The sequence below is a fragment of the Enterocloster sp. OA13 genome (genome assembly GCF_022440595.1).
Classification (GTDB): Bacteria; Bacillota; Clostridia; order Lachnospirales; family Lachnospiraceae; genus Enterocloster; species Enterocloster hominis.
Map to the genome: position 1 here is coordinate 505,254 of NZ_JAKNTF010000001.1, position 24,123 is coordinate 529,376.

A 24,123-nucleotide genomic window follows, 5' to 3' on the forward strand; every position below is an offset into this window, starting at 1 on the left:
ACCCCCTTCTTACCTTTTAATAGTGATTACGCATAAAACGCATAAAAGTACGATACAATTCATAGTATTCCTTATTGCTACTATTGTAATACGAATGGAAAAAAAAAGAAACAGCAATTTGTAAAAAAATAATAAAATTAAAAGAAATTAGCACTCAAGTCTTGACAGTGCTAACAACTGGTGATATAACTTATCATGTGAGCAAAATAAAGATGCTTAGAAAGATAACACAAGAAAGAAAAAGCAGAACAGTTTGTAAGGAGGAATTCAATTATGAAGTTGGTACCATTGTTTGACAAGGTAGTATTAAAGCAGTTAGTAGCAGAAGAGACCACAAAGTCCGGTATTGTCCTTCCGGGTGCGGCAAAGGAAAAGCCACAGCAGGCAGAGGTTATTGCAGTTGGTCCTGGCGGCGTTGTGGACGGCAAGGAGATTACCATGCAGGTTAAGGCCGGCGACAAGGTCATCTACTCCAAGTACTCAGGCACTGAGGTGGAAGTAGAAGATGAGAAGTATGTAATTGTTAAGCAGAGCGATATCCTGGCAGTAGTTGAATAATTGAAACCATTTTACAAAATAATGAATAGAACATAATTTGGAGGTTGATCATCATGGCAAAGCAGATTAAGTATGGCGTAGAAGCCCGCAAGGCTCTGGAAGCAGGCGTGAATCAGTTAGCAGATACAGTACGTGTGACATTAGGACCCAAGGGACGCAACGTTGTCCTGGATAAGTCCTTCGGCGCTCCGTTAATCACCAACGACGGCGTTACCATTGCAAAAGAGATTGAACTGCAGGATCCATACGAGAATATGGGCGCACAGTTAATCAAGGAAGTTGCTTCCAAGACCAACGATGTGGCTGGTGACGGCACCACGACCGCAACCGTCCTGGCGCAGGCAATGGTGAATGAAGGTATGAAGAACCTGGCAGCAGGCGCTAACCCAATCGTTTTGAGAAAGGGTATGAAGAAGGCAACAGACGCAGCTGTTGACGCCATCAAGGCTATGAGCAAACCAATCAATGGCAAGGCTCAGATTGCAAGGGTTGCAGCTATCTCCGCATCTGACGATGAGGTTGGCACAATGGTAGCAGACGCTATGGAGAAGGTTTCCAAGGACGGCGTCATCACCATTGAGGAATCCAAGACAATGATGACAGAGCTTGACCTGGTTGAAGGCATGCAGTTCGACAGAGGTTACCTGTCCGCATATATGTGCACTGATATGGATAAGATGGAAGCGAATCTGGATGATCCATATGTGCTGATTACCGACAAGAAGATTTCCAACATCCAGGAGTTACTGCCTCTGTTAGAGCAGGTTGTCAAGATGGGCGCAAGACTGCTGATCATCGCTGAGGATGTGGAAGGTGAAGCACTGACCACCCTGATTGTCAACAAGTTAAGAGGTACCTTCAACGTAGTTGCTGTCAAGGCTCCCGGCTATGGCGACAGAAGGAAGGAGATGCTGCAGGATATCGCTATCCTTACAGGCGGCACCGTTATCTCTGAGGAAGTTGGTCTGGACTTAAAGGATGCAACCATGGATCAGTTAGGCCGTGCAAAATCCGTTAAGGTTCAGAAGGAGAATACAATCATCGTTGACGGTATGGGCGATAAGGACACCATTGCTGCAAGGGTTGCCCAGATCCGCAAGCAGATTGAGGAAACCACCTCTGATTTTGACAGGGAGAAATTACAGGAGCGTCTGGCTAAGCTGGCTGGCGGCGTAGCTGTCATCCGTGTAGGCGCTGCTACCGAGACAGAGATGAAGGAAGCCAAGCTTCGTATGGAAGATGCCCTGAACGCTACAAGGGCAGCTGTTGAGGAAGGTATCATCGCAGGCGGCGGTTCCGCATATGTACACGCTGCAGCTGATGTGCAGAAGATTGTTGACAGCCTGGAAGGTGATGAGAAGACCGGTGCCAAGATCATCTTAAAGGCCCTGGAGTCCCCGCTGTTCCACATCGTTGCAAACGCAGGCCTGGAAGGTTCCGTAATCGTGAACAAGGTTAAGGAATCCAAGGTTGGATGCGGATTTGACGCATACAAGGAAGAGTTTGTCGACATGATTGAAGCAGGTATCCTGGATCCTGTTAAGGTTACAAGAAGCGCACTGCAGAATGCAACCAGCGTTGCTTCCACCCTGCTGACAACCGAATCCGTTGTTGCCAATATCAAGGAACCGGCTCCGGCAATGCCTCCAGCACCTGATATGGGCGGAATGTACTAATCCATGACATGATATGACCATGCACAGCCTGGACGGTTGGGATGAACCCAACTGTTCCAGGCTGTTTTCATGTCCGGCGGCTTGAATCGTCCGGAGTCCCGTGATGGATGGGAGACTGCTACACAAACATCCTTGCGGCGCAGGTGAATGCAAAACAGATGACGATGCCGCACACGGTAGGCACCAGGAAGGACACAAGGGTCCACTTGAAACTGCCGGATTCCTTCCTGATGGTGAGAAGGGTGGTGGTGCAGGGCCAGTGCATAAGGGAAAACAGCATGGTGCTGACAGCGGTAATCCAGGTCCACCCATTATTCACAAGAAGTTCCTTTAACTGTGCCAGGCTGTCAAACTCCAGGATACTGCCCTGGGCCATGTAAGCCATGATGATGATGGGGATGACGATTTCATTGGCAGGAAGCCCCAGTATGAAGGCCATGAGGATGACCCCGTCCATGCCCAGCAGCCTTGCAAAGGGGTCCAGGAAGCCGGAACAGTGGGCCAGCAGGGTAAGGCCGCCCACCTGTACATTTGCCATGATCCAGATAAGAAGTCCGGCCGGGGCAGCCACCACAATGGCCCTTCCCAGCACGAACAGGGTCCGGTCAAAGATGGAGCGGACAATGACCTTGCCAATCTGGGGGCGGCGGTAGGGCGGCAGTTCCAGGGTAAAGGAAGAGGGGATTCCCTTTAATACGGTCATGGACAGGAACTTGGACGCCGCGAAGGTCATGAACACGCCCAGCACAATGAATGCCGTTAAAAGCAGCGCGGATAACAGGGAATCAAAAGCTCCCCCGGATACACCCACGAAAAACATGGTGATGATGGCAATCAGGGTGGGGAATCTTCCGTTGCAGGGCACGAAGTTATTGGTGATCATGGCAATGAGCCGTTCCCTTGGGGAGTCAATGATGCGGCAGCCCACGATACCGGCCGCATTGCACCCAAAGCCCATGCACATGGTAAGGGCCTGTTTGCCGCAGGCATGGCAGCTCTTAAATGGTTTATCCAGGTTGTAGGCAATCCTGGGAAGGTATCCGGAATCCTCCAACAAGGTAAACAGGGGGAAGAAGATGGCCATGGGCGGCAGCATGACGGATACAACCCAAGCCAGCACGCGGTAGACGCCCAGGACAAGGATGCCATGGAGCCATTCCGGCGCGCCCATGGCCATGAATGCCCGGGTCAGCTGGTCCTGGAGCTTGAAGAAGGCGTCAGCCAGCATCTGGGAAGGATAGTTGGCCCCGGTGATGGTCAGCCAGAACACCACGGCCAGCATTCCAACCATGACCGGATAACCTGTGAAACGGCTGGTCAGCACCTTATCCAGGCGGCGGTCCCCTTCATTGTACTCAACCTGATTAAAATGCACGGTATCCCGGCATATTTTTTCCGCGGAGGCTACCAGGGCAGCCACCACCCGGTCACCCATGATTTCCCTGGTGACACCGTACTTGGACAGGTGTTCCCTGGCCTCGTCCAGGGCCTCCGCCAGTTCCGGTATGTCAAGTATGTCTTCGCCTAGATATTCCTTCAGTTCCTTCATAAGGGAAGGGTCACAGTCAAGAAGCTTCAGTGTGAGCCACCTGGAATTGATTTTTCCGTCCACCCTGGCTTTTACCAACGGTTCTGCCATGGCAATGGCCTGCTCAATGATGGGGGAATACTGGACCTGGTAGGGATGGAGGTCCTTCTTTCTGTCCACCAGTGCGTCCAGCTGTTCAAGGAAATGCTCCAGGCTTTTCTTTTTCCTGGCAATGGTGCCCACAACCGGTACCCCCAGCTTTTCAGAAAGCATTTCCAAGTCAATGGAAATGTTCTTGCGCGCGGCTTCATCCAGAAGGTTGACGCATACCAGCACATGGTCTGATATCTCCATGGTCTGCAGCACCAGGTTCATATTGCGTTCCAGGCAGGTGGCGTCGCAGACCACCACCACGCTGTCACTGCCCCCGAAACAGATGAAGTTGCGGGCAACCTCCTCCTCGGCAGAGTGGGCCATGAGGGAATAAGTGCCAGGTATATCCACCAGCACGTATCCATGATTCCTGGTTTTACAAAATCCCTGGGCATTGGTCACGGTTTTGCCGGGCCAGTTGCCGGTGTGCTGGTTCATGCCGGTCAGGTTATTAAAGAGGGTGCTCTTACCTACATTGGGATTACCTGCTATGGCAATGACCTTATCTTCGGGTGTCTGTTTTTTTATCTCCAATCCGGAATCGACAGCGCCCATTCCTACTGATTGTTTTGTCAGCCCCATTTTAATACTCCTTTTATATATTTTTAGATTTATATATTTTAATCATCATTCATGAATCAGGATGCCCCGGCAGTCCTCGGAACGTATGGCGATGACAGCGCCGCGTATCAGGTAGGCGCATGGGTCCCCAAGGGGGCTTTGACCCAGACATTCCACTTCCGTGTCCTCTACCAGGCCGATATCCAGAAGGCGTCTGCGGATGCTGCCGCAGGCAGTCAGTTCTTTAATGTGTGCCCGCTGGCCGGGCTTTATATCACTCAGACAATGAATTTCTTTCATATTTACAATACCTCGCAATAGATTTAGGATAGGGAAACATTTTCTTACTCTTATAATATTGCAGGAGGGACACTTTGGTTACTGGTATGGATGGAAAACATGAAAAAAACGGACCGGGCATGGATAAGGAAGGTTTCTATACCATGAAAGGATATGAACGGGTAAACGGTGAGGAGCTTACGTCTTCCATGGAAGATTACCTGGAAATGGTCTGCCGCATGGAAGCGGAAGGATATCCGGTGCGGGTAAGCCTTCTGGCCGCCAACCTGCATGTGCGTCCTTCCTCCGCATCCAAGATGTTGGATAACCTGAAGGCAGCCGGATATATTGACTTCAGGAAATACGGCACCATCATGGTCACGGATAAGGGGCATATGGAGGGACGGTATCTGCTGCACCGGCACCAGGTGCTGCATGAATTTTTCTGCGCCCTGAACCATACGGACAGTGAGCTGGAGCAGGTGGAGAAGATTGAGCACTATATCAACCGGAGGACCGTGGGGAATATGGAGCGGATGCTGCCTTTCCTTAAAAGCCTGTAAGGTATCACTGGAAATATGGGGCAAACTATTGTATAATGGGAAATATGCGAAACAGGACCTGATAAGTGCATGAAACATTTACAACATGATAAAAGGAGAGAACAGAATGAACGATGATAATTACGTAGAGTGGCTTGTGAAGAGGAAAGACCCGGCCTATGCCATTCCCCTTAAGATATTGATGATTGTCCTGTGTGTTATTTCTGCCTTCCTGGCCATGCAGACCATATTTGGGATTGTCTTTCTCCTGGCAGCGGCGGCAGGGACTTATTTTGTTTTCCTGAATATGAGCGTGGAATATGAATACCTGTTTGCGGAAGGCGGACTCACCGTGGACCGTATCCTGGGCAAGGCCAGAAGGAAGAGGGTATTTGACTGTGATAAAGAGGATGTGCAGGTGGTGGCTCCGGCTGATTCCTTTGTGTTAAAGGATTATGAGCGCCAGGGCGCCAAGGTAAAGGATTTTTCGTCCGGCAGGAAGGAAGCCAAGGTATATGCACTTATGTACCAGAAGGGGGCAGATAACTTCAAGGTCCTGATTGAACCGAATGAGAAGATGATTGGCGCCATGAGAAGGACATTCCCAAGAAAGCTTGTGATGTAGCCGGACAGGGAGCGGACGGCGCTTGGTGGATGGGGACGGACGCGCTTGGTAGATAAGGACGGATGGCATTCTGTGTATAGGGAACGGTGGCATTCCGTGAATAGGGAATGGCAGCATGTGGATAAGAAGAAAGGGACAGCTGGCCTGAGGGGATATGGGGATTCCCGTCAGGAGCAGCTGTCCCTTTTGGTCCGGTACCAGGCACCTGTTTATCGCGTCCTCCTGCCTGGAAGGATTAAAATTCCTTCTTCTTATAGATGGAAATGCTGATAAAATAGGATGCTGCAAACATCAGCAGTGACAGAACCAGCAGCAGGATACAGAAATTGGACAGGATGGCCGGACTTATATTCTTAAGCCTGCCGCCCCGCGCTATGATGACACCTGTAAAGAAGATGGCTGCAAACAGCACACTGGGGATGTAGCGGCCCTTTTCAGCGCCAAGCCACAGGGAGCAGGGAAGGGCCAGGGCCGTGTAAATGAGCGATATGGCAGTCCCTGTCAAAAGGGTAGTGCACATTGCATACAGAAACTCAGTATCAATCCCTCCTGTGCGGATGACCCAGGCAATCCCTGTCATGGGAAAGGATACGGCGGCCGCGGCCATAAGCATCAGTATGGAAATGATGTATTTTTCCTGAACCATGACGGTCCTGGAAAGGGGCATGCTCAGCGCATAGGTATCCCACTTCACCTGTCTGTCATAGGAAGAGAGGGTGAAGGTAAACATGGCGCTTACCATCATGCACAGGGATATGAACAGCAGCCCGCCGTCCTTCTGGGGAAGGAATACAAGACCCCATACGACAACGATGAACAGCAGGCTCTTAATGTTCTGTCCTAAACAATAAAAATCTTTTAACAGTAATCCTTTCATCGCATCTGCCCCCTTACATGAAACAGCATGATTTCCTCAATGTTGGTGCGGTCCATGACCAGGTTGGGATAACGCTCCATCACTTCCCGGCGGTTGCGCACCAGGCACTCTGACTGGTATGCGCTTTGGCGGATCCCCACCATGATAATCCCACCGCGGCCTGCCATGTCCTTAAGGTGTTCCAGTTCCTCCTGGCTGCACTTAATGATTCCCATGTCCTCGATAAGGGAATCCTTTTCTTCTGAAAACAGGATTGAGCCGTTGTGGATCATGGTGATATAGTCAGCCACCTTATCCAGGTCACTGGTAATGTGGGAGGAAATCAGGACGGAATTCCCGCCGTCCTCAATGAACCCAAACAATATATCCAGGATCTCATCCCGGACAACCGGGTCCAGGCCGCTGGTTGCCTCATCCAGGACCAGCAGTCTGGGATGGTGGCTCAAAGCAGCCGCAATGGACAGCTTCATCTGCATTCCTTTGGAATATTCCTTTATTTTCTTCTTCCCAGGCAGGGCAAAACGGTGCAGGTAATCCAGGAACAGTTCCTGGTCCCAGTTCCTGTAAATCCTGCCCAGCATATGGGATACCTGTATCCCGTTCAGGAATTCATGAAAATGGCTTTCGCCCCACACAACCCCAATCTGTTCCTTGATACGCGGCTGGTCAGTGTCCAGGTCCAGGCCCAGGATCTCGACGGTGCCGCTGTCCCGACGGACAACATCCAGTATGGCCTTGAGGGTGGTGGACTTGCCGGCCCCATTTTCGCCTATCAGTCCCATGATGGCTCCCTTTGGAAGTAAAAGGTCAACATCCTTCAGGGAAAAATCCTTGTAGGCCTTTGAAAGCCCTCTTATGTTCACTGCGTACTCCATGGACATCTCCTCACTCTCCGTTATATATAAGTTCCAGCACCTCCACCAGCTCCTTCAGGGGAATGCCGCTTTTTTTAGCCAGGTCAGCTGCTTTTGTCAGGTATTCCTCCGCAATCCTCAGGTTTCCCTCGCGGATGACCTCGGTATCCTTTGCAGCCACAAAACTTCCCTTTCCTGTTATGGTTTCAATGAAGCCTTCCTGTTCCAGGTCATGGTAGGCGCGCTTGGTGGTGATGACGCTGATCCTCAGTTCCTTTGCAAGTGTCCTCATGCTTGGCAGGGCATCGCCGGAATCCAGCTGCCCGGTCATGATCATGTTCTTTATCTGGGATGTTATCTGTTCATAGATTGGTTTGCCGCTGGAATTGCTGATAATGATATTCACTGCGCTGCCTCCGTGGTATGGGTAGTGGTTGGGATTGTGGCGGTGATGATTGCCTGGGTGGTTATAATGTACATATCGTATATATACAATATAACATGGGATGTGGGGGATGTCAAGGGTGGGATTTAGGATGGATTACTAATTGTGCGGGGGCTGGGGAAAGATAAATTTAAATTAATGTATAAAATGCACAAAAAAATTTTTTCAATTTGGATATTATAGGCATTGTGTTGGCTGTTTCCATATGCTATTATTTAACCATAAACACTGTATACAAAATTTTTAATTTTTAATTCTGGAAAGAAGGACAATGTAACAGGAGGAAGGAATGGAGATTCTGGTATGCATAAAGCAGGTGCCGGGAACCACCAGTGTGGAGGTGGATCCGGTTACAGGCGTACTGAAGCGGGATGGTATTGAAGCTAAGATGAATCCATATGATCTATATGCGCTGGAATTCGGGCTGGAGCTTGCGGCAAGGACAGAGGGACATGTTTTTGTTATTACCATGGGGCCGGACCAGGCCGGGGAAGTGCTTTTGGAAGCTGTATGTATGGGGGCGGAGAGGGGATATCTTATCTCGGACCGCCGTTTTGCAGGCGCGGACGTGTGCGCTACAAGCCATACCTTATCCCAGGGCATCCGGCAATCAGGAACCTATGACCTGATCCTGTGCGGGAAGCAGACCACGGACGGGGACACGGCGCAGGTAGGGGCGGAAACAGCGGAGTTCCTGGGAATTGCCCATGGCACCAATATACTGGAGGTCCTGGAAACAGGGGATACCTTCATCACGGTGAGGATGAACCTGGAGAATAAGATACAGACACAGAAGATGGAACTGCCATGTCTGTTGACCGTGGATAAGGATGTGAACACGCCCAGGCTTCCTTCTTATAAAAGAAGGATTGGGATGGACCCGAACTGTATCAAGGTCATGAGCCTGGATGATTTGGATGACAGGAATCCCAGCCACTATGGACTTAAGGGATCACCTACCCAGGTGGAACGCATTTTCCCGCCTGACAAGAAAACGGATAAGGAAATGATTGAAGGAACCAGCCGGGAACTGGCCACGGCGATGGCTGCAATCCTTAGAAAGCATAAGTTCATATAAGCTGTTTGAAGTGAGGTATACCATGGCATATTTAGAGATAAACCAGGATAGGGTGACGGAGGAATCCGCAAAGCAGCTCCAGTCGCTGTGTCCCTTTGGGGCAATTACACAGGAGGGGGGATGCCTGTCCGTTACGGCGGCATGCAGGATGTGCCGGCTGTGTGTAAAGAAAGGGCCGGAAGGCGTTGTACGATGGGTGGAGGAAGAGGCGCCTGCATCCGTGGATAAAAAGGAATGGAGGGGGATTGCTGTTTATGCGGAGCATGACGGGGAGTCCATCCATCCTGTCACATTGGAGCTTCTGGGAAAGGCAAGGGAGCTGGCGGAAGGGATTGGCCATCCAGTTTATGTCCTTGTAATGGGAAGCGGGATGGAAAAGCAGGCTGAAGCGCTTCTGGAATACGGGGCTGACAAGGTATTTCTTTATGACCATCCGGGACTGGCTGAATTTAATGTCCTCTCTTATACCAATGTGTTTGAGGATTTTATACGGAAGATAAAACCATCCTCGGTCCTGGTAGGGGCTACCAATACCGGGCGTTCCCTGGCACCGCGGACAGCGGCCAGGTTCAGGACCGGTCTTACGGCTGACTGTACCGTTCTGCAGATGAAGGAGGACACGGACCTGGTTCAGATCCGCCCGGCATTTGGAGGCAACATCATGGCGCAGATCGTGACACCCAGGCACAGGCCCCAGTTCTGTACGGTCAGGTATAAGATATGTTCCATGGCAGGACGCAGGGAACACCCCAAAGGAACCCTGGTACATATGGAGGTGGAGGAAGGGTTCCTGGATGACAGGATACAGGTTCTGGGATGTACGCCAAAGGAAAAGCAGGTGGACATATCTGAGGCGGATATGATTGTCGCGGTGGGCAGAGGAGTCAAATCACAGGCAGACCTGGAGCTTCTGCGGCAATTGGCAGACCAATTGGGAGCACAGATGGCCTGTACCAGGCCATTGGTTGAAAATGGATGGTTTGACCCCAGGCAGCAGATCGGTTTAAGCGGAAGGACGGTAAAACCAAAGCTGATCATAGCAGCCGGAATATCAGGTTCTGTCCAGTTTGCTGCGGGTATGAAGGGAGCGGACTGTATCATAGCGGTCAACAGGGATAAGAAGGCGTCTATTTTTGATGTTGCCCACTATGGGATTGTGGGGGACTTATACGAAATCATTCCGGAATTGATTAGGCAATTGAAGGGGGGACTGGAATGAATTATAAAAAGATGGATTCACAGGATATTTCTTATATAAAATCAGTTGTTTCCCCGGAACGTGTGCTTACAGGGGAAGGAATCAGCGAGGATTACGGACACGATGAACTGGGGGGAGTTTTCTCCATGCCGGAAGTCCTTGTAAAGATCATGAACACAGAAGAAGCGGCGGGAATCATGTCCTATGCATCGGAAAAAAAGATACCGGTGGTTGTGCGTGGAGCCGGCACCGGTCTGGTGGGAGGCGCTGTGGCCGTACACGGGGGAATCATGCTGGATACAACGGCCATGAACCGCATTCTGGAGCTGGACAGGGAGAACCTGACCGTGACCGTGGAGCCGGGGGTGCTTCTTATGGACCTGGCGGCCTATGTGGAGGAAAACAATCTGTTCTATCCACCGGACCCAGGGGAAAAGTCAGCCACCATTGGCGGGAATATCAGTACCAATGCCGGAGGGATGCGGGCGGTCAAGTATGGGGTCACCAGGGATTATGTCAGGGGGCTTACGGTGGTGGTTCCCTCCGGCGATGTGGTGAAGCTGGGGGGGAAGGTGGTAAAAAACAGTTCAGGCTACAGCCTTTTGAACCTTATGATTGGTTCTGAGGGCACGCTGGGAATTATCACGGAGGCGGTCCTGAAACTCCTGCCACTTCCTTCCAGGACACTGAGCCTTCTGGTGCCATTTGAAACCATGGAAGCCGCCATTGAATCCGTTCCGCGGATCATAGAAGCCCAGGTCCAGGCCACGGCCATTGAATTCATGGAGCGGAATACAATCATGTTTGCAGAGGACTATCTTGGGAAACGGTTCCCGGATACGGGAAGTAATGCATATATACTGATGACATTTGACGGGAACAGCAGGGAAGAGGTGGACCGGAATTATGGGCGGGCAGCGGATTTATGCCTGGAACTGGGAGCAAAGGATGTGTTCCTGGTGGATACCGAGGAGCGCAGACAGAGCGTGTGGAACGCCAGGGGCGCCTTTTTAGAGGCAATCAAGGCATCCACCACGGAGATGGATGAGTGCGACGTGGTGGTTCCCAGAAGCCACGTGGCGGAATTCATCAAATATACCCATGAGCTGGCAGGGGCATCCGGGATGCGTATCCCCAGCTTTGGTCATGCAGGTGACGGAAACCTCCACATTTATCTGTGCAGGGATGATATGGATCAAGGGACCTGGGAATATAAAAAGCAGGATGTATTTGAAAAAATGTACGAAAAGGCCAGGGACTTCGGCGGTCTTGTGTCCGGCGAGCATGGGATTGGATATGCTAAGCGCATGTATCTGGATGAACAGTGCGGTCCATGCCAGATGAGGCTGATGGAAGGAATCAAGAAAGCATTCGACCCTCATTGTATTTTAAATCCGGGTAAAGTTGTGGCGCTGTACGGTAGATAGGGGAAATTATATACTTTACCGATTGCATATGCCAGTTTAAAATGATACCATTAAAAAAAACAGAGGGGATGTACCAGTAGCATATGTCACTTAAAAAGAACTTAGATGATATTGTATATGAAACAATCTGTATGGGATTTGTCAGCGGGGATTACGTAGCCGGGACAAGGCTGGACCCGACCGAGCTGGCAGAGCGTTACCAGATTAGCAAGACACCGATTATCCAGGCGCTGAAGCGGATGGCCCATGAGCATATTGTAGAATTGATGCCGGGTGGAAAATATGAGATACCGGTTGCTACCAGGGAGGACATTGCGGATGTCTGTGAGGCCAGGCTGCTGTTTGAGGAGCAGGCCCTTGTGAAGCTTGGCAGTGATATAACAACCATGCAGCTTAAGGAATTGGAATTCATGGTGGAGAAGAGCCGGGTGTACTTTGAAGAGGGGAAATTTGATGATTATTTTCTGGCGGATATGGCGTTCCACAAAAAGCTGGTGGAGATGGCTGGAAACCAATGCCTGATGGATCTGTATATGGTGCTCAGCAACCGGTATATGGTCATCCGGACCACCACGGGCACATCCCTGTTCCATGAGAGGGTGGCGTGCAATGAACATCTGCAGATGGTGGAGGCGCTTAAGAAAAAGGATGTCCAGGAAGTACGCGGCCTGATCCAGACCCACATCATGAATATGGAGGAGCGGATTAAAAGTAAGGTTGAATAGTACGGCAGTGCCAGACATGTTCTGGGGGACGGGAAGGAGGGATGCATAAGGAATCTTTATTTAACATCATATAGGGGTTCTTATGCCTTTTTTTAAAAAATTTTTAATTTTTAATTTTATATTTCAACTCAGATAATAGCACACAGGTGTTTATTATAAGAAACTTTTATTTTATCAATTAAGGAGGAAGAAACTTATGGGAACAGTGGGAAAGGGCGTTATGCCGGCAGTAATGACAATGTGGAATGCAGATGAATCTTACAATGAGAAGGAGACATTAAGGTATGTCCAGTGGGTGCTGGATAAGGGTGCACACAGTATATCCTGCGTGGGAAGTACCGGCGACAATATTTCCATGTCCACTAAGGAGCAGAAGTATATCATGGAAAGCATCATCAAATCCGTGGACCACAAGGTACCGGTATACCCAGGCACGGGCAGATACTCCACGGCACAGACCATAGAACTGAGCCAGTATGCACAGAAGTGCGGGGCAGAAGGGGTGCTGGTCATCATGCCTTATTACCTGCAGCCGCATAAGAGGGCGGTGGTGAACCACTTCAGGAAACTGAGGGAGGCCATTGACATTGATATCATCCTCTATAACAATCCCAGGTTCTGCGGATATGAGATGACCCCGGTTGAGATTAAGGCCATGGTGGATGAAGGCTTAATCAATGGCATCAAGGCGGCACATGGGGATGCAAACAGGATCCATGAGTTAAAATACCACTGCGGCGATAAGCTGACCGTGATGTACGGCCATGATTACGCCCCCATGGAAGGTTTCTTTGCAAAGGCAGACGGATGGCTCAGCGGAATGCCGGCCATTTTCCCCAAATTTGCACGCACCCTGTTTGATATCTGTACCATTGAGAAGGATATTGACAAGGCCAATGCATACTGGACCAGGATCCAGCCGTTCGTGGATTACTTCATTACATATAATACCAATGACCCGCACTGGCATGAGGTGTTTAAATATGTGCTCAAGTGCCAGGGATTTGATGCAGGCCTTCCAAGGATGCCTTTAGGCGACCTGCTTCCTGAGGAGAAGAAGAAAGTGGATGCGTTGCTGGCAGATATGGGGGATATCCTGTAGGGTGTGAGGCATTGTATTGATTAAATTGGATAAAGGGAGGTTACATAATGGAGAAGAAACGGTATCTGAGTATAACCCTGGCAATGTGTCTGGCACTCTCCGCCCTGGCAGGATGCGGCGGCGGTCAGACACCACAGCCATCACAGACACAGGCTGCCGGTAATACAAAGGAGGAAAGCCAGCAGGCAGGGACCGCGGGGGAATCCTCAAATGATACGGCAGAAGGCGCTTCCAGGGAGACAATCCTGATTGGGGTATCGGGATCCATCACCGGAGCAGCTCCCATCAATGGCCTGAGGACAAAACAGGGGGCACAGATGGCGGCGGATGAAATCAATGAGGCCGGCGGTGTGCTGGGCCGGCAGATTGAACTGTTTGTCGCAGATGACGGCGGCGCCCAGGATACGGCCATCAATGCGGCCAATCTTATCATCAGCCAGGATGTGGTGGCGCAGGTGGGGCCAAACCTGTCCGGCATGGCCCTCGCAGTGGAAGGCCTGTTGTCACAGGCCAAGGTTCCCATGCTCACAGGCGCTACCAGTCCCAAGCTGGTTACCACCATTGATAATCCATATCTGTTCCGGATCCGTGCAGCAGATACGGTACAGGCAAAGCTGGCGGCAACCTATGCCACCCAGAACCTGGGCTGCAGGAAACTGGGCCTGTTTACCAACAGCAACGATTACGGCTCCGGCGCCCTGAATGTCATACAGGAATACCTGGATGGCATCGGAACCGCATATGTAGCTGAAGCCCATAATACGGGCGACACGGATATGACCAGCCAGATCCTTAAGTTAAAGGACGCCGGCGTGGACGGGGTCATCATATGGACGGATGATGCTGAGACAGCCCTGGCTGCAAGACAGTTCCATGACCTGGGATTAGATGTGCCGATTATCGGTTCACCATCCATCTCCACTCCGCAGGTATCCGGACTCTGCCAGCCCCAGTGGCTGGATAACTGGTACTGCGTGACGGACTTTACCGCTTCCAATACCAGTGACCATGTGACGAAGTTTGTCAAAGATTTTGAGGCAAAATATAATGAAACGCCGGAGCTTTATGCGGCCACCTACTATGGCTCCATCTATATTCTCAAGGATGCCATTGAGCGTGCCGGGACCACGGAAAGCGATGCGCTGTTAAAAGCACTGAATGAGACAGATAACCTTCAGGGCGTGGTAGGAAAATACAAACCTAACACCATGCGGGAAATGGTCCATGAAGGAATCATCTGCAAGCTGGAGGACGGCACCGCGGTTTACCTGGATTCCATTACAGTAGAGGATTAATCAGTTGTACGGTTCAGGGATGCAAAAGCAGGTTCTTGCATCCCTGTAGAAAAATGCGGAGGTATGCCTATGTTTGGGATTTTGATACAGCTGATTGTAAGCGGGATTGCTATGGGGTTTATCTATGCGCTGGTGGGGATTGAGTACACGTTGATATGGAATGCGTCCGGCGTCCTTAATTTCAGCCATGATAAGATGATTACAACAGGCGCTTATATTTTCGGCGGAACCTATATTCTGGGCCTGGGGATGGATTTCATACCAGGCATCCTGCTCAGCCTTATAACAGTGGCCCTTCTCGGTATTGTGGTGGCAAGGGTCATCTTCATTCCGCTGAGGAACATGACCATGATATATACGATTATGGCCACTGTCATGCTGGGGAAGATTATCGTGGAAGCCATCCGCCTGCTTTGGGGACCGGTGCCGTTTTCCGTGCCTGGTTTCCTGATCGGCACCGTGAAGGTGGGGAATGTGGTCATTTCCATTGCCAACATTGCAATTATCGCAGCAGCAGCCTTCTGTGTGCTGGCGCTGCAGCTTTTCCTGTATAAGACAAAACCGGGAAAGGCCATGCGGTGTGTGGCGCAGAACCGGAAAGCGGCCCAGCTCATGGGGATTGATGTGAGGACGGTCATGACCGTGACGGTTATGATCAGTATGATGATATGCTGCCTGATTGGGCTTTTAGTATCCCCGCTGCTTAATATCACCACCACCATGTCCAACATGATCGGGCTTAAAGGGTTTGCAGCCGGAGTCATCGGAGGGTTCGGGTACCTGCCCGGGGCCATTCTTGGAGGACTGTGTATTGGGATTGTGGAGAATATTGCTTCCATGGTACTGCCATCCGTTTATAAGGATATTGTAGCCTTTGTCCTGCTTGTGGGCTTTCTGTTAATCAGGCCCGCAGGAATTACCGGAAAGACGCGATAAGACGCACAGGCGGCAGGAACGAATTGTCAAATATGCCAGCCCAGTGGAAAACGGATGGAAGGAACAGAGGTGGAAAACGTGAATAAGAAAATAAACTGGCAGTATGCAATGATGGCATCAGCCTTTCTCATATTAGCACTGGTTCCGTTATTTATGTCCAATAATTACTACATAACGATTCTGAACCAGATGGTTATCAACATGATTGTTGTATTCGGGCTTAATTTCATCACGGGTCTTGCCGGACAGATGAACCTTGGGACAGCGGGAATCTATGCCCTGGGCGCCTATACGTCGGCCCTGCTTTCCAGGAACTTCGGGCTGTCGCCCTGGCTCACCATGGTAGCCGCCCTGGTTGTGGGGTTCCTGATCGGCAGGGGACTGGGATATCCCAGCCTCAAGATGAAAGGGGTTTATCTCTCCCTGACGACCCTTGCATTTTCTGAGATTATCAGGATCCTGGCAACCAACTTGATGGATATTACAGGAGGAACCCAGGGAATCAAGAATATACCCCGGTTCCGCGTCCTGTTCTGGAACCTGGATACCAATGTGAAATACTTTTACTTTGTATGGACCGTGGCCGTGCTGCTGTGCCTTCTGTCCATGCGGATTGCCCATTCCAAATGGGGCAGGGAATTCAAGGCGGTAAAGGATAATGTGGAGGCAATCGAATCCCTTGGACTGGATATTAAAAAGATTAAAATCCGTGCATTTACCCTGGCCGCGGTATATGGCGCGCTGGGCGGGGCGCTGTACGCCCATTTTAACCAGTTCGTCACATCCCTTTCATTTACGACCGACCTGTCCATCTCCTATGTCATCATGCTGATGATAGGGGGAATCGGTAATATCCTGGGCAATATAATCGGCGCCATTGTCATCACGATCCTTCCGGAAATGCTCCGCTTCCTGGGGGACTACTATCAGATTACTTTTTGTACCATGGTACTGCTCTGTGCGGTGTTCCTGCCCAACGGGCTGGTCTCACTGCCAGGGAGATTCAGGCACCTGGTGAAAAAAACAGGAAAGGGCGGTGAGCGGTTTGGGCAGTGAGGCAGAGACTGTTCTGGAGGTAAGGAATCTGGTGAAACGGTTTTCAGGACTGGTGGCTGTTAGCGATTTAAGCTTTCAGGTAAAGAAGCGCAGGATCCACGCCTTGATTGGACCCAACGGGGCCGGCAAGACCACTACGGTCAATATGATTACAGGCGACGGTCCGCAGACAGAAGGGGACGTGCTGCTGTTTGGGGAATCCATATCCAGGCTGCCTGTTTATATGCGGGCGCAGAGGGGGATTGGACGCACCTTCCAGAACATCAAGCTGTTCTCCACCATGACGGTCCTGGAGAACCTGATGATAGGCCAACAGTACAACACCAACCAGAACCTGTTAAGCTACCTGGTAAATGTGGTAAGGTCCAGACGGGAGGAGCGGGAACTCAGGGAAAAGGCGGAGTCCATACTTGCGTTTATCGGTATGGGACGTTACCGGGATGAGGTGGTAAGCAATCTGGCATATGGGCGGCAGAAGATGACGGAGCTGGGGCGGACCCTGATGATGGATCCCAGGCTGATCCTGTTGGATGAACCGGCAGCCGGGCTGAACCCATCGGAGCGCAGGGAATTCATCGATATCATAAGAAAGGTTTATGAAAGCGGCGTGGACATTTTCATGATTGAGCACAACATGGATGTTGTCATGAACCTGAGCCACGACATCACGGTGCTGAACTTCGGGTGCAAGATTGCGGAAGGCGGCCCAAAGGAAATACAGAACAACGAGGAGGTTATCCGGGCTTATCTGGGCGAAGGGTACAGGAAAAAAATGGCGCAGGCAGAAAGGGGACGATCCGATGCTGGAGATTAAACATATTGACGCATTTTATGGGAAAGTCCAGGCGCTGTATGACGTCAGCCTGGAGGTGGGGGATAACGAAATCATTTCCCTGATAGGAGCCAACGGGGCGGGTAAAAGCACCCTGATGAAGACCGTCATGGGACTGTTGAAACCGGCCAGGGGAGAAGTCCTGTTTGATGGGGAGGATTTGACTAAAATCAGGAATACCAGGATTGTGTCCAGGGGGATTGTCTATGTGCCTGAAGGCCGGGAGGTATTTCCGGAAATGACGGTGCGGGATAATCTGGAGATGGGGGCTTACTGCAGGAAATATTCCCAAAAGGAGATGAACGGGAAGATAGAGGAGATGTATGATATTTTTCCGCGTCTGAAGGAGCGGCAGAAACAGTTAGCAGGCTCCCTGAGCGGGGGGGAGCAGCAGATGTTAGCCATCTCCAGGGGACTTATGAGCGACCCCAGGCTTATCATGTTTGATGAGCCATCCCTGGGCCTGGCCCCGGTGATTGTGGAGGATATGTTCCGGGTCATCACAAGAATCAATAAGGAAAAAAAGATACCGGTGCTTTTGGTAGAGCAGAACGCATATATGGCGCTGAGTATTTCTGACCGGTGTTATATCATGCAGAACGGTACCATCAAGCTCAGCGGGGACAGCACGGAGCTTATGGGCAATGAAGAGGTGAACAAATCATACCTGGGCGGGTAAAAGGAGGTTTCTATGGGAAAATTCAGTCTTGAGGAGACAGTTAAATATAATAAATCAGGTCCGGCAAGATACTGCTGCAGGACGGATGTGTGGAAGGAAGCGGCCATGATCCTGCCTTCCTTTGGAAAACGGGCAGTGGTCAGCGGCGGGACCAGGTCCAGGGCTTCCATCAGGGAAAAGCTGTTTCCAGCCTTGGATACAGCGGGAATCCAGTATGTGGTGAATGGATTCTCCGGCGAAAGCAGCATGAATAACGTAAAGAAGATATTAGACCTGTGTGAGGAATTTAAACCGGAGTTCATCATTGGCACAGGCGGGGGAAAATCCATTGATACGGCTAAATATGCAGCTGAACTGTATAATATCCCCATTGTCACCGTGCCCACCATAGCAGCCACCTGTGCGGCGTCCAGCAACCAGATAATCGTGTATTCCGATGAAGGGGAATATCTGGAGAATATCTATCCTAAAACAAACCCCCCGCTTGTCCTGGTGGACCCGGAAGTGATTGTGGATTCCCCGCAGGGGTATTTTATTTCAGGCATCTATGATTCGCTGGCAAAGTGGTATGAGGGGAGCGCTTCCCTGCCCGGCTCGGACAACAGCGATATATTTGACCATATGGCGCTGGCCGTGGCAGGGATGTTAAAGGCACAGATGTATGAAAAGGCCGTATCCGCTGTCAGGTCCATGAAGGAAAAGACAGTGACGCAGGATTTTATTGATGTTGTGAATCTGAATATTTATACAGCATCCACGGTGCAGGCCCTGGGAATCAAGGCGGTAAGGAACGGCATTGCCCATTCGGTACAGAACGGCCTCACCCTTTTGGAGGGGAGCCATGACGTTACCCACGGGGAAAAGGTGGCCTATGGAATCGGGGTACAGCTGATGGTGCTTGAGAGTCCAAGGGAAGAACTGGAGGAGTTATTTGGATTTTACCGCAGTCTGGAGCTTACGCCTACCTTTAAGGGACTGAACCTGGAATTTACCGATGACAATATAAAAAAGGTGGCCCACAAAGCAGTGAATGACGTGCTGATGCGCGCCAAACCATTTGATGTCATTTCAGAAGAAATGATGTGCAGTGCCATCCATAAACTGGAAAATTATTGCTGAAATCTATTAGATGGGCTGATTGATACCTATAAGTAAAATGAATGAATTTTTCCTTTCAATTTGATTTGACAAGCCACATAAAATTTGCTAGTATTAGATACTAATAAGAAGCAGACAGGCAGTTCAAACAATATCTATTGGATACGTTCCAGGGCAGGAGTCCTGTTCCAGACAGGCCCCGCGTCCTTGCAAAACAAATGTCAAAGCAAACACGCAGAAAGAGAGGAAATTCAAAATGGGTACAATTATCGGCGAAGGCATAACCTTTGATGATGTACTTCTGGTACCATCCTATTCAGAAGTGATTCCCAACCAGGTGGACCTGACTACCAATCTGACCAAGAAGATCAAACTGAACATCCCAATGATGAGCGCCGGCATGGATACGGTCACAGAGCACCGCATGGCAATTGCCATGGCCAGACAGGGCGGTATCGGCGTGATACACAAGAACATGTCAATCGCAGAGCAGGCAGAGGAAGTGGACCGGGTAAAGCGTTCTGAGAACGGAGTCATCACAGACCCATTTTTCCTTTCAGCAGACCATACACTGAGGGATGCCAATGATCTGATGGCCAAGTTCCGCATTTCCGGCGTGCCCATTACCGAAGGCAGGAAACTGGTCGGCATCATCACCAACCGCGACCTGAAGTTCGAAGAGGATTTTGACCGCCCAATCAGGGAGTGCATGACATCCAAGAACCTGGTTACGGCCAGGGAGGGCGTTACCATGAAGGAAGCCAAGGCCATCCTGGCCAAGGCAAAGGTGGAGAAGCTGCCAATCGTGGATGGCGATTTTAACCTGAAAGGACTTATCACCATCAAGGATATTGAGAAGCAGATTAAGTACCCGCTGTCCGCAAAGGACGAACAGGGACGTCTTCTGTGCGGCGCTGCCGTAGGCATTACGGCCAATGTGCTGGAGCGTGTGGAAGCACTGGTTAAGTCAAAGGTGGATGTGGTTGTACTGGATTCCGCCCATGGCCATTCCGCCAATGTGGTACGCTGCGTCAAGATGATTAAGGAAGCATTTCCTGAGCTTCAGATCGTGGCTGGCAATGTGGCCACGGCAGAGGCAACCAGGGATTTGATTGAAGCAGGCGCTGACTGTGTCAAGGTCGGTATCGGACCCGGATCCATCTGCACCACCCGTGTGGTCGCAGGTATCGGTGTGCCTCAGGTTACCGCTGTCATGGACTGCTACCGCGTTGCCAAGGAGTACGGCGTGCCGATTATTGCCGACGGCGGGATCAAGTACTCAGGCGATGTGACCAAGGCCATCGCGGCAGGCGGCAGCGTTTGTATGATGGGCAGCATCTTCGCTGGGTGTGATGAAAGCCCGGGAACATTTGAACTGTATCAGGGACGTAAGTATAAGGTATACCGCGGCATGGGCTCCATATCAGCCATGGAGAACGGCAGTAAGGACCGTTACTTCCAGACCGACGCCAAGAAGCTGGTGCCGGAAGGCGTGGAAGGCCGTGTGGCATACAAGGGCATGGTGGAGGACACCGTATTCCAGCTGCTGGGCGGGCTGCGTTCCGGCATGGGATATTGCGGTGCAAAGGATATACCGACCCTTCAGGAGACAGCAAGGTTCATCAAGATTTCCGCTGCATCCTTAAAAGAGAGCCATCCCCATGATATCCATATCACAAAAGAGGCTCCCAACTATTCGATTGAGGAATAACGGGTGCCGGACGGCATTCGTACTGTCTTGGGTGGTATTTGCGCAGGACGGTATTAAGTATGGTTAATAATGGTACCCGTCAGGATTATCCGGCGGGTACCCTTTTGTTTTGGAAAATGGAGGCGCAGGATGGGTATAGAAGCAAAAATGACAACGCTGTGTTATATAGAAAAGGACGGGGCATATCTGATGCTCCACCGGATCAGCAAGAAACATGATGTATGCAAGGATAAGTGGATTGGGGTTGGCGGGCATTTTGAGTTAAGTGAAAGCCCGGAGGAATGCCTTTTGCGTGAGGTGAAGGAGGAAACAGGCCTGACCCTTACTTCCTGGCGGTTCAGAGGGCTTGTGACCTTTGTGGCGGAGGGCTGGGATACGGAGTACATGTGTCTGTATACCGCGGACAGTTATGAAGGAGAGCTCCTTCCCTGCAATGAAGGCGTGCTGGAATGGGTGAAGAAGGAGGATGTGCTGAAATTAAATATCTGGGAAGGGGATAAGATATTCCACCGCCTGATTCATGAGGATGCGCCCTTCTTCTCCCTGAAGCTGTCCTACCAAGGGGACCGGCTGGTGGAGGCGGCGCTGGAAGGGAAGCCGCTGGAACTTTTTGATATAAGGGACGGGGAAGGGAAAAGGACCGGGATGGTGCGGGAGCGCACCATGGTCCACATGGACGGGGACATCCATGGCACGGCCCATACCTGGATTGTCAGGGGGCGCCGGGATGGGGGATTTGACATCCTCCTTCAGAAGAGAAGCCAGGGAAAGGATTCCTATCCCGGGTGTTTCGATATCTCTTCGGCAGGGCATGTGCAGGCCGGGGACGACTTCCTGCCCACGGCGCTGCGGGAACTGGAGGAAGAGCTGGGGATTCAGGCAGATGCGGGGCAGCTGGAATTCGCAGGAGTCCACAAAGGTTACATGGAAGAAGAATTTTATGGGAAAATGTTCAGGGACAGTGAGTACAGCCATGTTTATGTGTACCGGGAACCAGTTGACATACAGGGGCTGAAGCTTCAAAAAGAGGAAGTGGAAAGCGTGATGTGGATGGAACTTGACGCATGTATGGAAGCAGTGGGGCAGGAGACCCTTCCTAACTGTCTGTACATGGATGAACTGGAACTTTTAAAGCAGTATCTGAGCGCCGGGCAGGGGGACTAACTTATAAAAATTGTAAGTTTATCGTCAGAAATAGATGTTTTTTGTAACCGTGAAATATGGTATACTGATGCTGGACTGTTTTTATAAGACATGCAGGAGAGGTATCAGGATGAGATTAAAAAAATGGAAATCATTTTTAAGCATATTCATGGCCAGTGCCCTTATGATGAGCACGGCCGTATACGGTAACCCGGTTGTTATTACACCGTTGGAAGAGAGCCAGGTAGCGTCCTTCCAGTCCGGCAGTCCTGCACAGGGACAGGGGCCGGACGGCAGCAGCGGGACAGGCAGTGTCAATGGAAGCGTGGATGGCAGCGCCGCCGGGGTGGTATCCTCCAGCGGGCCTTCCGCTGACAATACTGACAACCCCTCAGGGCCATCCCAGACAGTGGATGGAGCGGTTACCGGACCGGAGGGGACGGGAGGCAATACTGGTATCAGCCCAGGTACTGATACAGGCGTCAGTGCGGGAGCTAATGCGGGAAGCAATACAGGAACTAATACAGGAACCAATCAGGGTACTGTGGATACATCTTCCATTCAGCAGCCGGCCATTGAGGCGGAGGGCGCGGCCCTCTTGGATGCGGCCACAGGTAATGTGCTGTTTTCCAAGAATGGGGATACAAAGTTTTATCCGGCCAGCATCACCAAGCTGATGACAGCCCTGCTGGTGGCGGAAAACTGTAATCTGGATGATAAGGTTACATTTTCATCCACAGCCACCACCAATCTGGAATCCGGCGCTGTCTCCATCAACATGACTGCGGGGGATGTGATGACCGTTCGGCAGTGTCTGTATGCCCTGCTTTTAAAGTCCGCCAATGAGGTAGGCAACGCCCTGGCGGAGCATGTGGCCGGCAGCAATGCCAAGTTTGCGGAGATGATGAATGCCAAGGCAGCGGCCCTTGGATGCACCAATACCCATTTTACCAACCCACATGGGCTGAATGACACCAATCATTACACAACACCCCGTGATATGGCGCTGATTGCCAGGGCGGCGTTCCAGAATGATACTGTTAAGACCGTGGCTTCCACAAGGACGTATACATTGCCCCCGACAATCAAGAACCCTTCAGGTCTCACAGTGACCATGGGACATAAGATGCTCAATCCCAGTGATTCGAGATATTATCCGGGCGTCATAGGCGGCAAGACAGGCTATACCTCCAAAGCTGGAAATACGCTGGTGACCGCTGTGGAGAAGGATGGCGTAAGGCTCATCGCAGTGGTGATGAAGAGCAAATCCACCCATTATACAGATACAAAGGCAATGTTTGATTATGGGTTTGAGCTTGCTAAGGCCGGCGCATTGGGAGGCAATGGGACCGGCAGCAATGCGGCTCCTTCCGGTTCGGGTAATGCAGGTCCTGGGACCACGGCCGGGAAGGGCTGGATTCAGGACAGCAACGGCTGGTATTATGTAAAAGATAACGGCGCCAAAGCATCCAATGAATGGATTACCGTGGATGGGGCAGCCTACTGGATTGATTCCAATACATATATGGCAAAGGGATGGCGTCAGATAGACGGGAAATGGTATTTCCTGCGTTCCAACGGCGCTATGGCCAGGAATCAGTGGGAAAAGGTTGAGGAGAATGGCCTGTGGTTCTACCTGGGGGCAGATGGAGCCATGCTCACAAATACTACTACGCCGGATGGGTTCAGGGTGGATGAGAGCGGGGCCTGTGTGCAGTAAATGGACTGGATTTTATTGAATATGA

General features: G+C 50.9%; 23 protein-coding genes. 18 read left to right on the top strand and 5 right to left on the bottom strand.

What is annotated here, in order from left to right; genetic code table 11:
* Positions 1 to 273 precede the first annotated feature (273 nt).
* Entirely contained in the window at positions 274 to 558 is a 285-nt protein-coding gene (locus MCJ35_RS02360; RefSeq protein ID WP_008721713.1) for a co-chaperone GroES, read from the top strand.
* Positions 559 to 611: 53 nt separating this feature from the next.
* Positions 612 to 2,234 carry a chaperonin GroEL gene (gene groL, locus MCJ35_RS02365; protein WP_008721716.1) on the top strand — a complete coding sequence of 541 codons (1,623 nt, stop codon included), beginning with the start codon at positions 612 to 614 and terminating at the stop codon, positions 2,232 to 2,234.
* 118 nt (positions 2,235 to 2,352) lie between these two features.
* Here the strand turns inward: groL and feoB are convergent, their stop codons facing one another.
* Both feoB and MCJ35_RS02375 read right to left on the bottom strand, forming a co-directional pair.
* Positions 2,353 to 4,497, bottom strand: a complete 2,145-nt coding sequence (gene feoB, locus MCJ35_RS02370) for a ferrous iron transport protein B (protein ID WP_130789431.1) — start codon at positions 4,495 to 4,497, stop codon at positions 2,353 to 2,355.
* A gap of 45 nt (positions 4,498 to 4,542) precedes the next feature.
* On the bottom strand, positions 4,543 to 4,776 hold the full coding sequence (locus tag MCJ35_RS02375) for a FeoA family protein (protein ID WP_008721720.1): 234 nt from the start codon (positions 4,774 to 4,776) through the stop codon (positions 4,543 to 4,545).
* Between the two features lie 143 nt (positions 4,777 to 4,919).
* Between MCJ35_RS02375 and MCJ35_RS02380 the strand changes: the two genes are divergently transcribed.
* The gene (locus tag MCJ35_RS02380) at positions 4,920 to 5,318 is read left to right on the top strand and encodes a metal-dependent transcriptional regulator (protein ID WP_034576358.1); all 399 of its coding nucleotides are present in this window, start codon (positions 4,920 to 4,922) and stop codon (positions 5,316 to 5,318) included.
* Positions 5,319 to 5,424: 106 nt separating this feature from the next.
* Positions 5,425 to 5,922, top strand: coding sequence for a DUF6106 family protein (locus MCJ35_RS02385; protein ID WP_025483192.1), 498 nt, complete (start codon positions 5,425 to 5,427; stop codon positions 5,920 to 5,922).
* Between the two features lie 235 nt (positions 5,923 to 6,157).
* Here the strand turns inward: MCJ35_RS02385 and MCJ35_RS02390 are convergent, their stop codons facing one another.
* The 3 genes from MCJ35_RS02390 to MCJ35_RS02400 are packed head-to-tail and all read right to left on the bottom strand — an operon-like array spanning position 6,158 to position 8,059.
* A complete protein-coding gene (locus tag MCJ35_RS02390) occupies positions 6,158 to 6,799 on the bottom strand; it encodes an ABC-2 transporter permease (protein ID WP_008721725.1) in 642 nt (213 codons plus the stop codon).
* Positions 6,796 to 7,674: an ABC transporter ATP-binding protein gene (locus MCJ35_RS02395; RefSeq protein ID WP_025483191.1), complete on the bottom strand. Its 879-nt coding sequence runs from the start codon at positions 7,672 to 7,674 to the stop codon at positions 6,796 to 6,798. The genes MCJ35_RS02390 and MCJ35_RS02395 overlap by 4 nt, the downstream gene beginning before the upstream one ends.
* Positions 7,675 to 7,684: 10 nt before the next feature.
* Complete coding sequence (locus MCJ35_RS02400; protein WP_025483190.1) at positions 7,685 to 8,059, bottom strand: GntR family transcriptional regulator; 375 nt, start codon at positions 8,057 to 8,059, stop codon at positions 7,685 to 7,687.
* A 328-nt stretch (positions 8,060 to 8,387) separates the two neighbouring features.
* Here MCJ35_RS02400 and MCJ35_RS02405 point away from each other — a divergent pair, with 328 nt between their 5' ends.
* The 14 genes from MCJ35_RS02405 to MCJ35_RS02470 all read left to right on the top strand — a co-directional run bounded on the left by MCJ35_RS02405 (position 8,388) and on the right by MCJ35_RS02470 (position 24,098).
* A complete protein-coding gene (locus MCJ35_RS02405) occupies positions 8,388 to 9,176 on the top strand; it encodes an electron transfer flavoprotein subunit beta/FixA family protein (RefSeq protein ID WP_008721731.1) in 789 nt (262 codons plus the stop codon).
* 22 nt (positions 9,177 to 9,198) lie between these two features.
* Positions 9,199 to 10,395 (top strand): electron transfer flavoprotein subunit alpha, encoded by a 1,197-nt coding sequence (locus MCJ35_RS02410; RefSeq protein WP_025483189.1) that lies wholly within the window; start codon positions 9,199 to 9,201, stop codon positions 10,393 to 10,395.
* Entirely contained in the window at positions 10,392 to 11,801 is a 1,410-nt protein-coding gene (locus MCJ35_RS02415) for an FAD-binding oxidoreductase (protein WP_025483188.1), read from the top strand. The genes MCJ35_RS02410 and MCJ35_RS02415 overlap by 4 nt, the downstream gene beginning before the upstream one ends.
* Before the next feature lie 83 nt (positions 11,802 to 11,884).
* The gene (locus MCJ35_RS02420; protein WP_008721737.1) at positions 11,885 to 12,526 is read left to right on the top strand and encodes a GntR family transcriptional regulator; all 642 of its coding nucleotides are present in this window, start codon (positions 11,885 to 11,887) and stop codon (positions 12,524 to 12,526) included.
* Positions 12,527 to 12,722: 196 nt separating this feature from the next.
* Entirely contained in the window at positions 12,723 to 13,628 is a 906-nt protein-coding gene (locus MCJ35_RS02425) for a dihydrodipicolinate synthase family protein (RefSeq protein ID WP_008721739.1), read from the top strand.
* Positions 13,629 to 13,675: 47 nt separating this feature from the next.
* On the top strand, positions 13,676 to 14,923 hold the full coding sequence (locus tag MCJ35_RS02430; protein ID WP_051400574.1) for an ABC transporter substrate-binding protein: 1,248 nt from the start codon (positions 13,676 to 13,678) through the stop codon (positions 14,921 to 14,923).
* Between the two features lie 69 nt (positions 14,924 to 14,992).
* The gene (locus MCJ35_RS02435) at positions 14,993 to 15,859 is read left to right on the top strand and encodes a branched-chain amino acid ABC transporter permease (RefSeq protein WP_040381319.1); all 867 of its coding nucleotides are present in this window, start codon (positions 14,993 to 14,995) and stop codon (positions 15,857 to 15,859) included.
* 78 nt (positions 15,860 to 15,937) lie between these two features.
* On the top strand, positions 15,938 to 16,915 hold the full coding sequence (locus MCJ35_RS02440) for a branched-chain amino acid ABC transporter permease (protein ID WP_025483186.1): 978 nt from the start codon (positions 15,938 to 15,940) through the stop codon (positions 16,913 to 16,915).
* Complete coding sequence (locus MCJ35_RS02445; protein WP_150846436.1) at positions 16,905 to 17,729, top strand: ABC transporter ATP-binding protein; 825 nt, start codon at positions 16,905 to 16,907, stop codon at positions 17,727 to 17,729. The genes MCJ35_RS02440 and MCJ35_RS02445 overlap by 11 nt, the downstream gene beginning before the upstream one ends.
* A complete protein-coding gene (locus tag MCJ35_RS02450; protein WP_008721751.1) occupies positions 17,716 to 18,426 on the top strand; it encodes an ABC transporter ATP-binding protein in 711 nt (236 codons plus the stop codon). Before MCJ35_RS02445 ends, MCJ35_RS02450 begins: the two co-directional genes overlap by 14 nt.
* A gap of 12 nt (positions 18,427 to 18,438) precedes the next feature.
* Positions 18,439 to 19,545: an iron-containing alcohol dehydrogenase family protein gene (locus tag MCJ35_RS02455; RefSeq protein ID WP_008721753.1), complete on the top strand. Its 1,107-nt coding sequence runs from the start codon at positions 18,439 to 18,441 to the stop codon at positions 19,543 to 19,545.
* Positions 19,546 to 19,780: 235 nt separating this feature from the next.
* Positions 19,781 to 21,235 carry an IMP dehydrogenase gene (guaB, locus tag MCJ35_RS02460; protein WP_227809157.1) on the top strand — a complete coding sequence of 485 codons (1,455 nt, stop codon included), beginning with the start codon at positions 19,781 to 19,783 and terminating at the stop codon, positions 21,233 to 21,235.
* Between the two features lie 129 nt (positions 21,236 to 21,364).
* On the top strand, positions 21,365 to 22,399 hold the full coding sequence (locus tag MCJ35_RS02465) for an NUDIX domain-containing protein (RefSeq protein WP_025483181.1): 1,035 nt from the start codon (positions 21,365 to 21,367) through the stop codon (positions 22,397 to 22,399).
* 109 nt (positions 22,400 to 22,508) lie between these two features.
* Positions 22,509 to 24,098, top strand: a complete 1,590-nt coding sequence (locus MCJ35_RS02470) for a serine hydrolase (RefSeq protein WP_240299336.1) — start codon at positions 22,509 to 22,511, stop codon at positions 24,096 to 24,098.
* The last annotated feature ends 25 nt before the right edge of the window (positions 24,099 to 24,123 follow it).

What these genes read in the sequence shown, in the direction of transcription:
- MCJ35_RS02360 (WP_008721713.1), top strand. Translation starts at nt 274, where the DNA reads ATGAAGTTGGTACCATTGTTTGACAAGGTAGTATTAAAGCAGTTAGTA.
- groL (WP_008721716.1), top strand. Translation starts at nt 612, where the DNA reads ATGGCAAAGCAGATTAAGTATGGCGTAGAAGCCCGCAAGGCTCTGGAA.
- feoB (WP_130789431.1), bottom strand. Translation starts at nt 4,497, where the DNA reads ATGGGGCTGACAAAACAATCAGTAGGAATGGGCGCTGTCGATTCCGGA.
- MCJ35_RS02375 (WP_008721720.1), bottom strand. Translation starts at nt 4,776, where the DNA reads ATGAAAGAAATTCATTGTCTGAGTGATATAAAGCCCGGCCAGCGGGCA.
- MCJ35_RS02380 (WP_034576358.1), top strand. Translation starts at nt 4,920, where the DNA reads ATGAAAGGATATGAACGGGTAAACGGTGAGGAGCTTACGTCTTCCATG.
- MCJ35_RS02385 (WP_025483192.1), top strand. Translation starts at nt 5,425, where the DNA reads ATGAACGATGATAATTACGTAGAGTGGCTTGTGAAGAGGAAAGACCCG.
- MCJ35_RS02390 (WP_008721725.1), bottom strand. Translation starts at nt 6,799, where the DNA reads ATGAAAGGATTACTGTTAAAAGATTTTTATTGTTTAGGACAGAACATT.
- MCJ35_RS02395 (WP_025483191.1), bottom strand. Translation starts at nt 7,674, where the DNA reads ATGGAGTACGCAGTGAACATAAGAGGGCTTTCAAAGGCCTACAAGGAT.
- MCJ35_RS02405 (WP_008721731.1), top strand. Translation starts at nt 8,388, where the DNA reads ATGGAGATTCTGGTATGCATAAAGCAGGTGCCGGGAACCACCAGTGTG.
- MCJ35_RS02410 (WP_025483189.1), top strand. Translation starts at nt 9,199, where the DNA reads ATGGCATATTTAGAGATAAACCAGGATAGGGTGACGGAGGAATCCGCA.
- MCJ35_RS02415 (WP_025483188.1), top strand. Translation starts at nt 10,392, where the DNA reads ATGAATTATAAAAAGATGGATTCACAGGATATTTCTTATATAAAATCA.
- MCJ35_RS02420 (WP_008721737.1), top strand. Translation starts at nt 11,885, where the DNA reads ATGTCACTTAAAAAGAACTTAGATGATATTGTATATGAAACAATCTGT.
- MCJ35_RS02425 (WP_008721739.1), top strand. Translation starts at nt 12,723, where the DNA reads ATGGGAACAGTGGGAAAGGGCGTTATGCCGGCAGTAATGACAATGTGG.
- MCJ35_RS02430 (WP_051400574.1), top strand. Translation starts at nt 13,676, where the DNA reads ATGGAGAAGAAACGGTATCTGAGTATAACCCTGGCAATGTGTCTGGCA.
- MCJ35_RS02435 (WP_040381319.1), top strand. Translation starts at nt 14,993, where the DNA reads ATGTTTGGGATTTTGATACAGCTGATTGTAAGCGGGATTGCTATGGGG.
- MCJ35_RS02450 (WP_008721751.1), top strand. Translation starts at nt 17,716, where the DNA reads ATGCTGGAGATTAAACATATTGACGCATTTTATGGGAAAGTCCAGGCG.
- MCJ35_RS02455 (WP_008721753.1), top strand. Translation starts at nt 18,439, where the DNA reads ATGGGAAAATTCAGTCTTGAGGAGACAGTTAAATATAATAAATCAGGT.
- guaB (WP_227809157.1), top strand. Translation starts at nt 19,781, where the DNA reads ATGGGTACAATTATCGGCGAAGGCATAACCTTTGATGATGTACTTCTG.
- MCJ35_RS02465 (WP_025483181.1), top strand. Translation starts at nt 21,365, where the DNA reads ATGGGTATAGAAGCAAAAATGACAACGCTGTGTTATATAGAAAAGGAC.
- MCJ35_RS02470 (WP_240299336.1), top strand. Translation starts at nt 22,509, where the DNA reads ATGAGATTAAAAAAATGGAAATCATTTTTAAGCATATTCATGGCCAGT.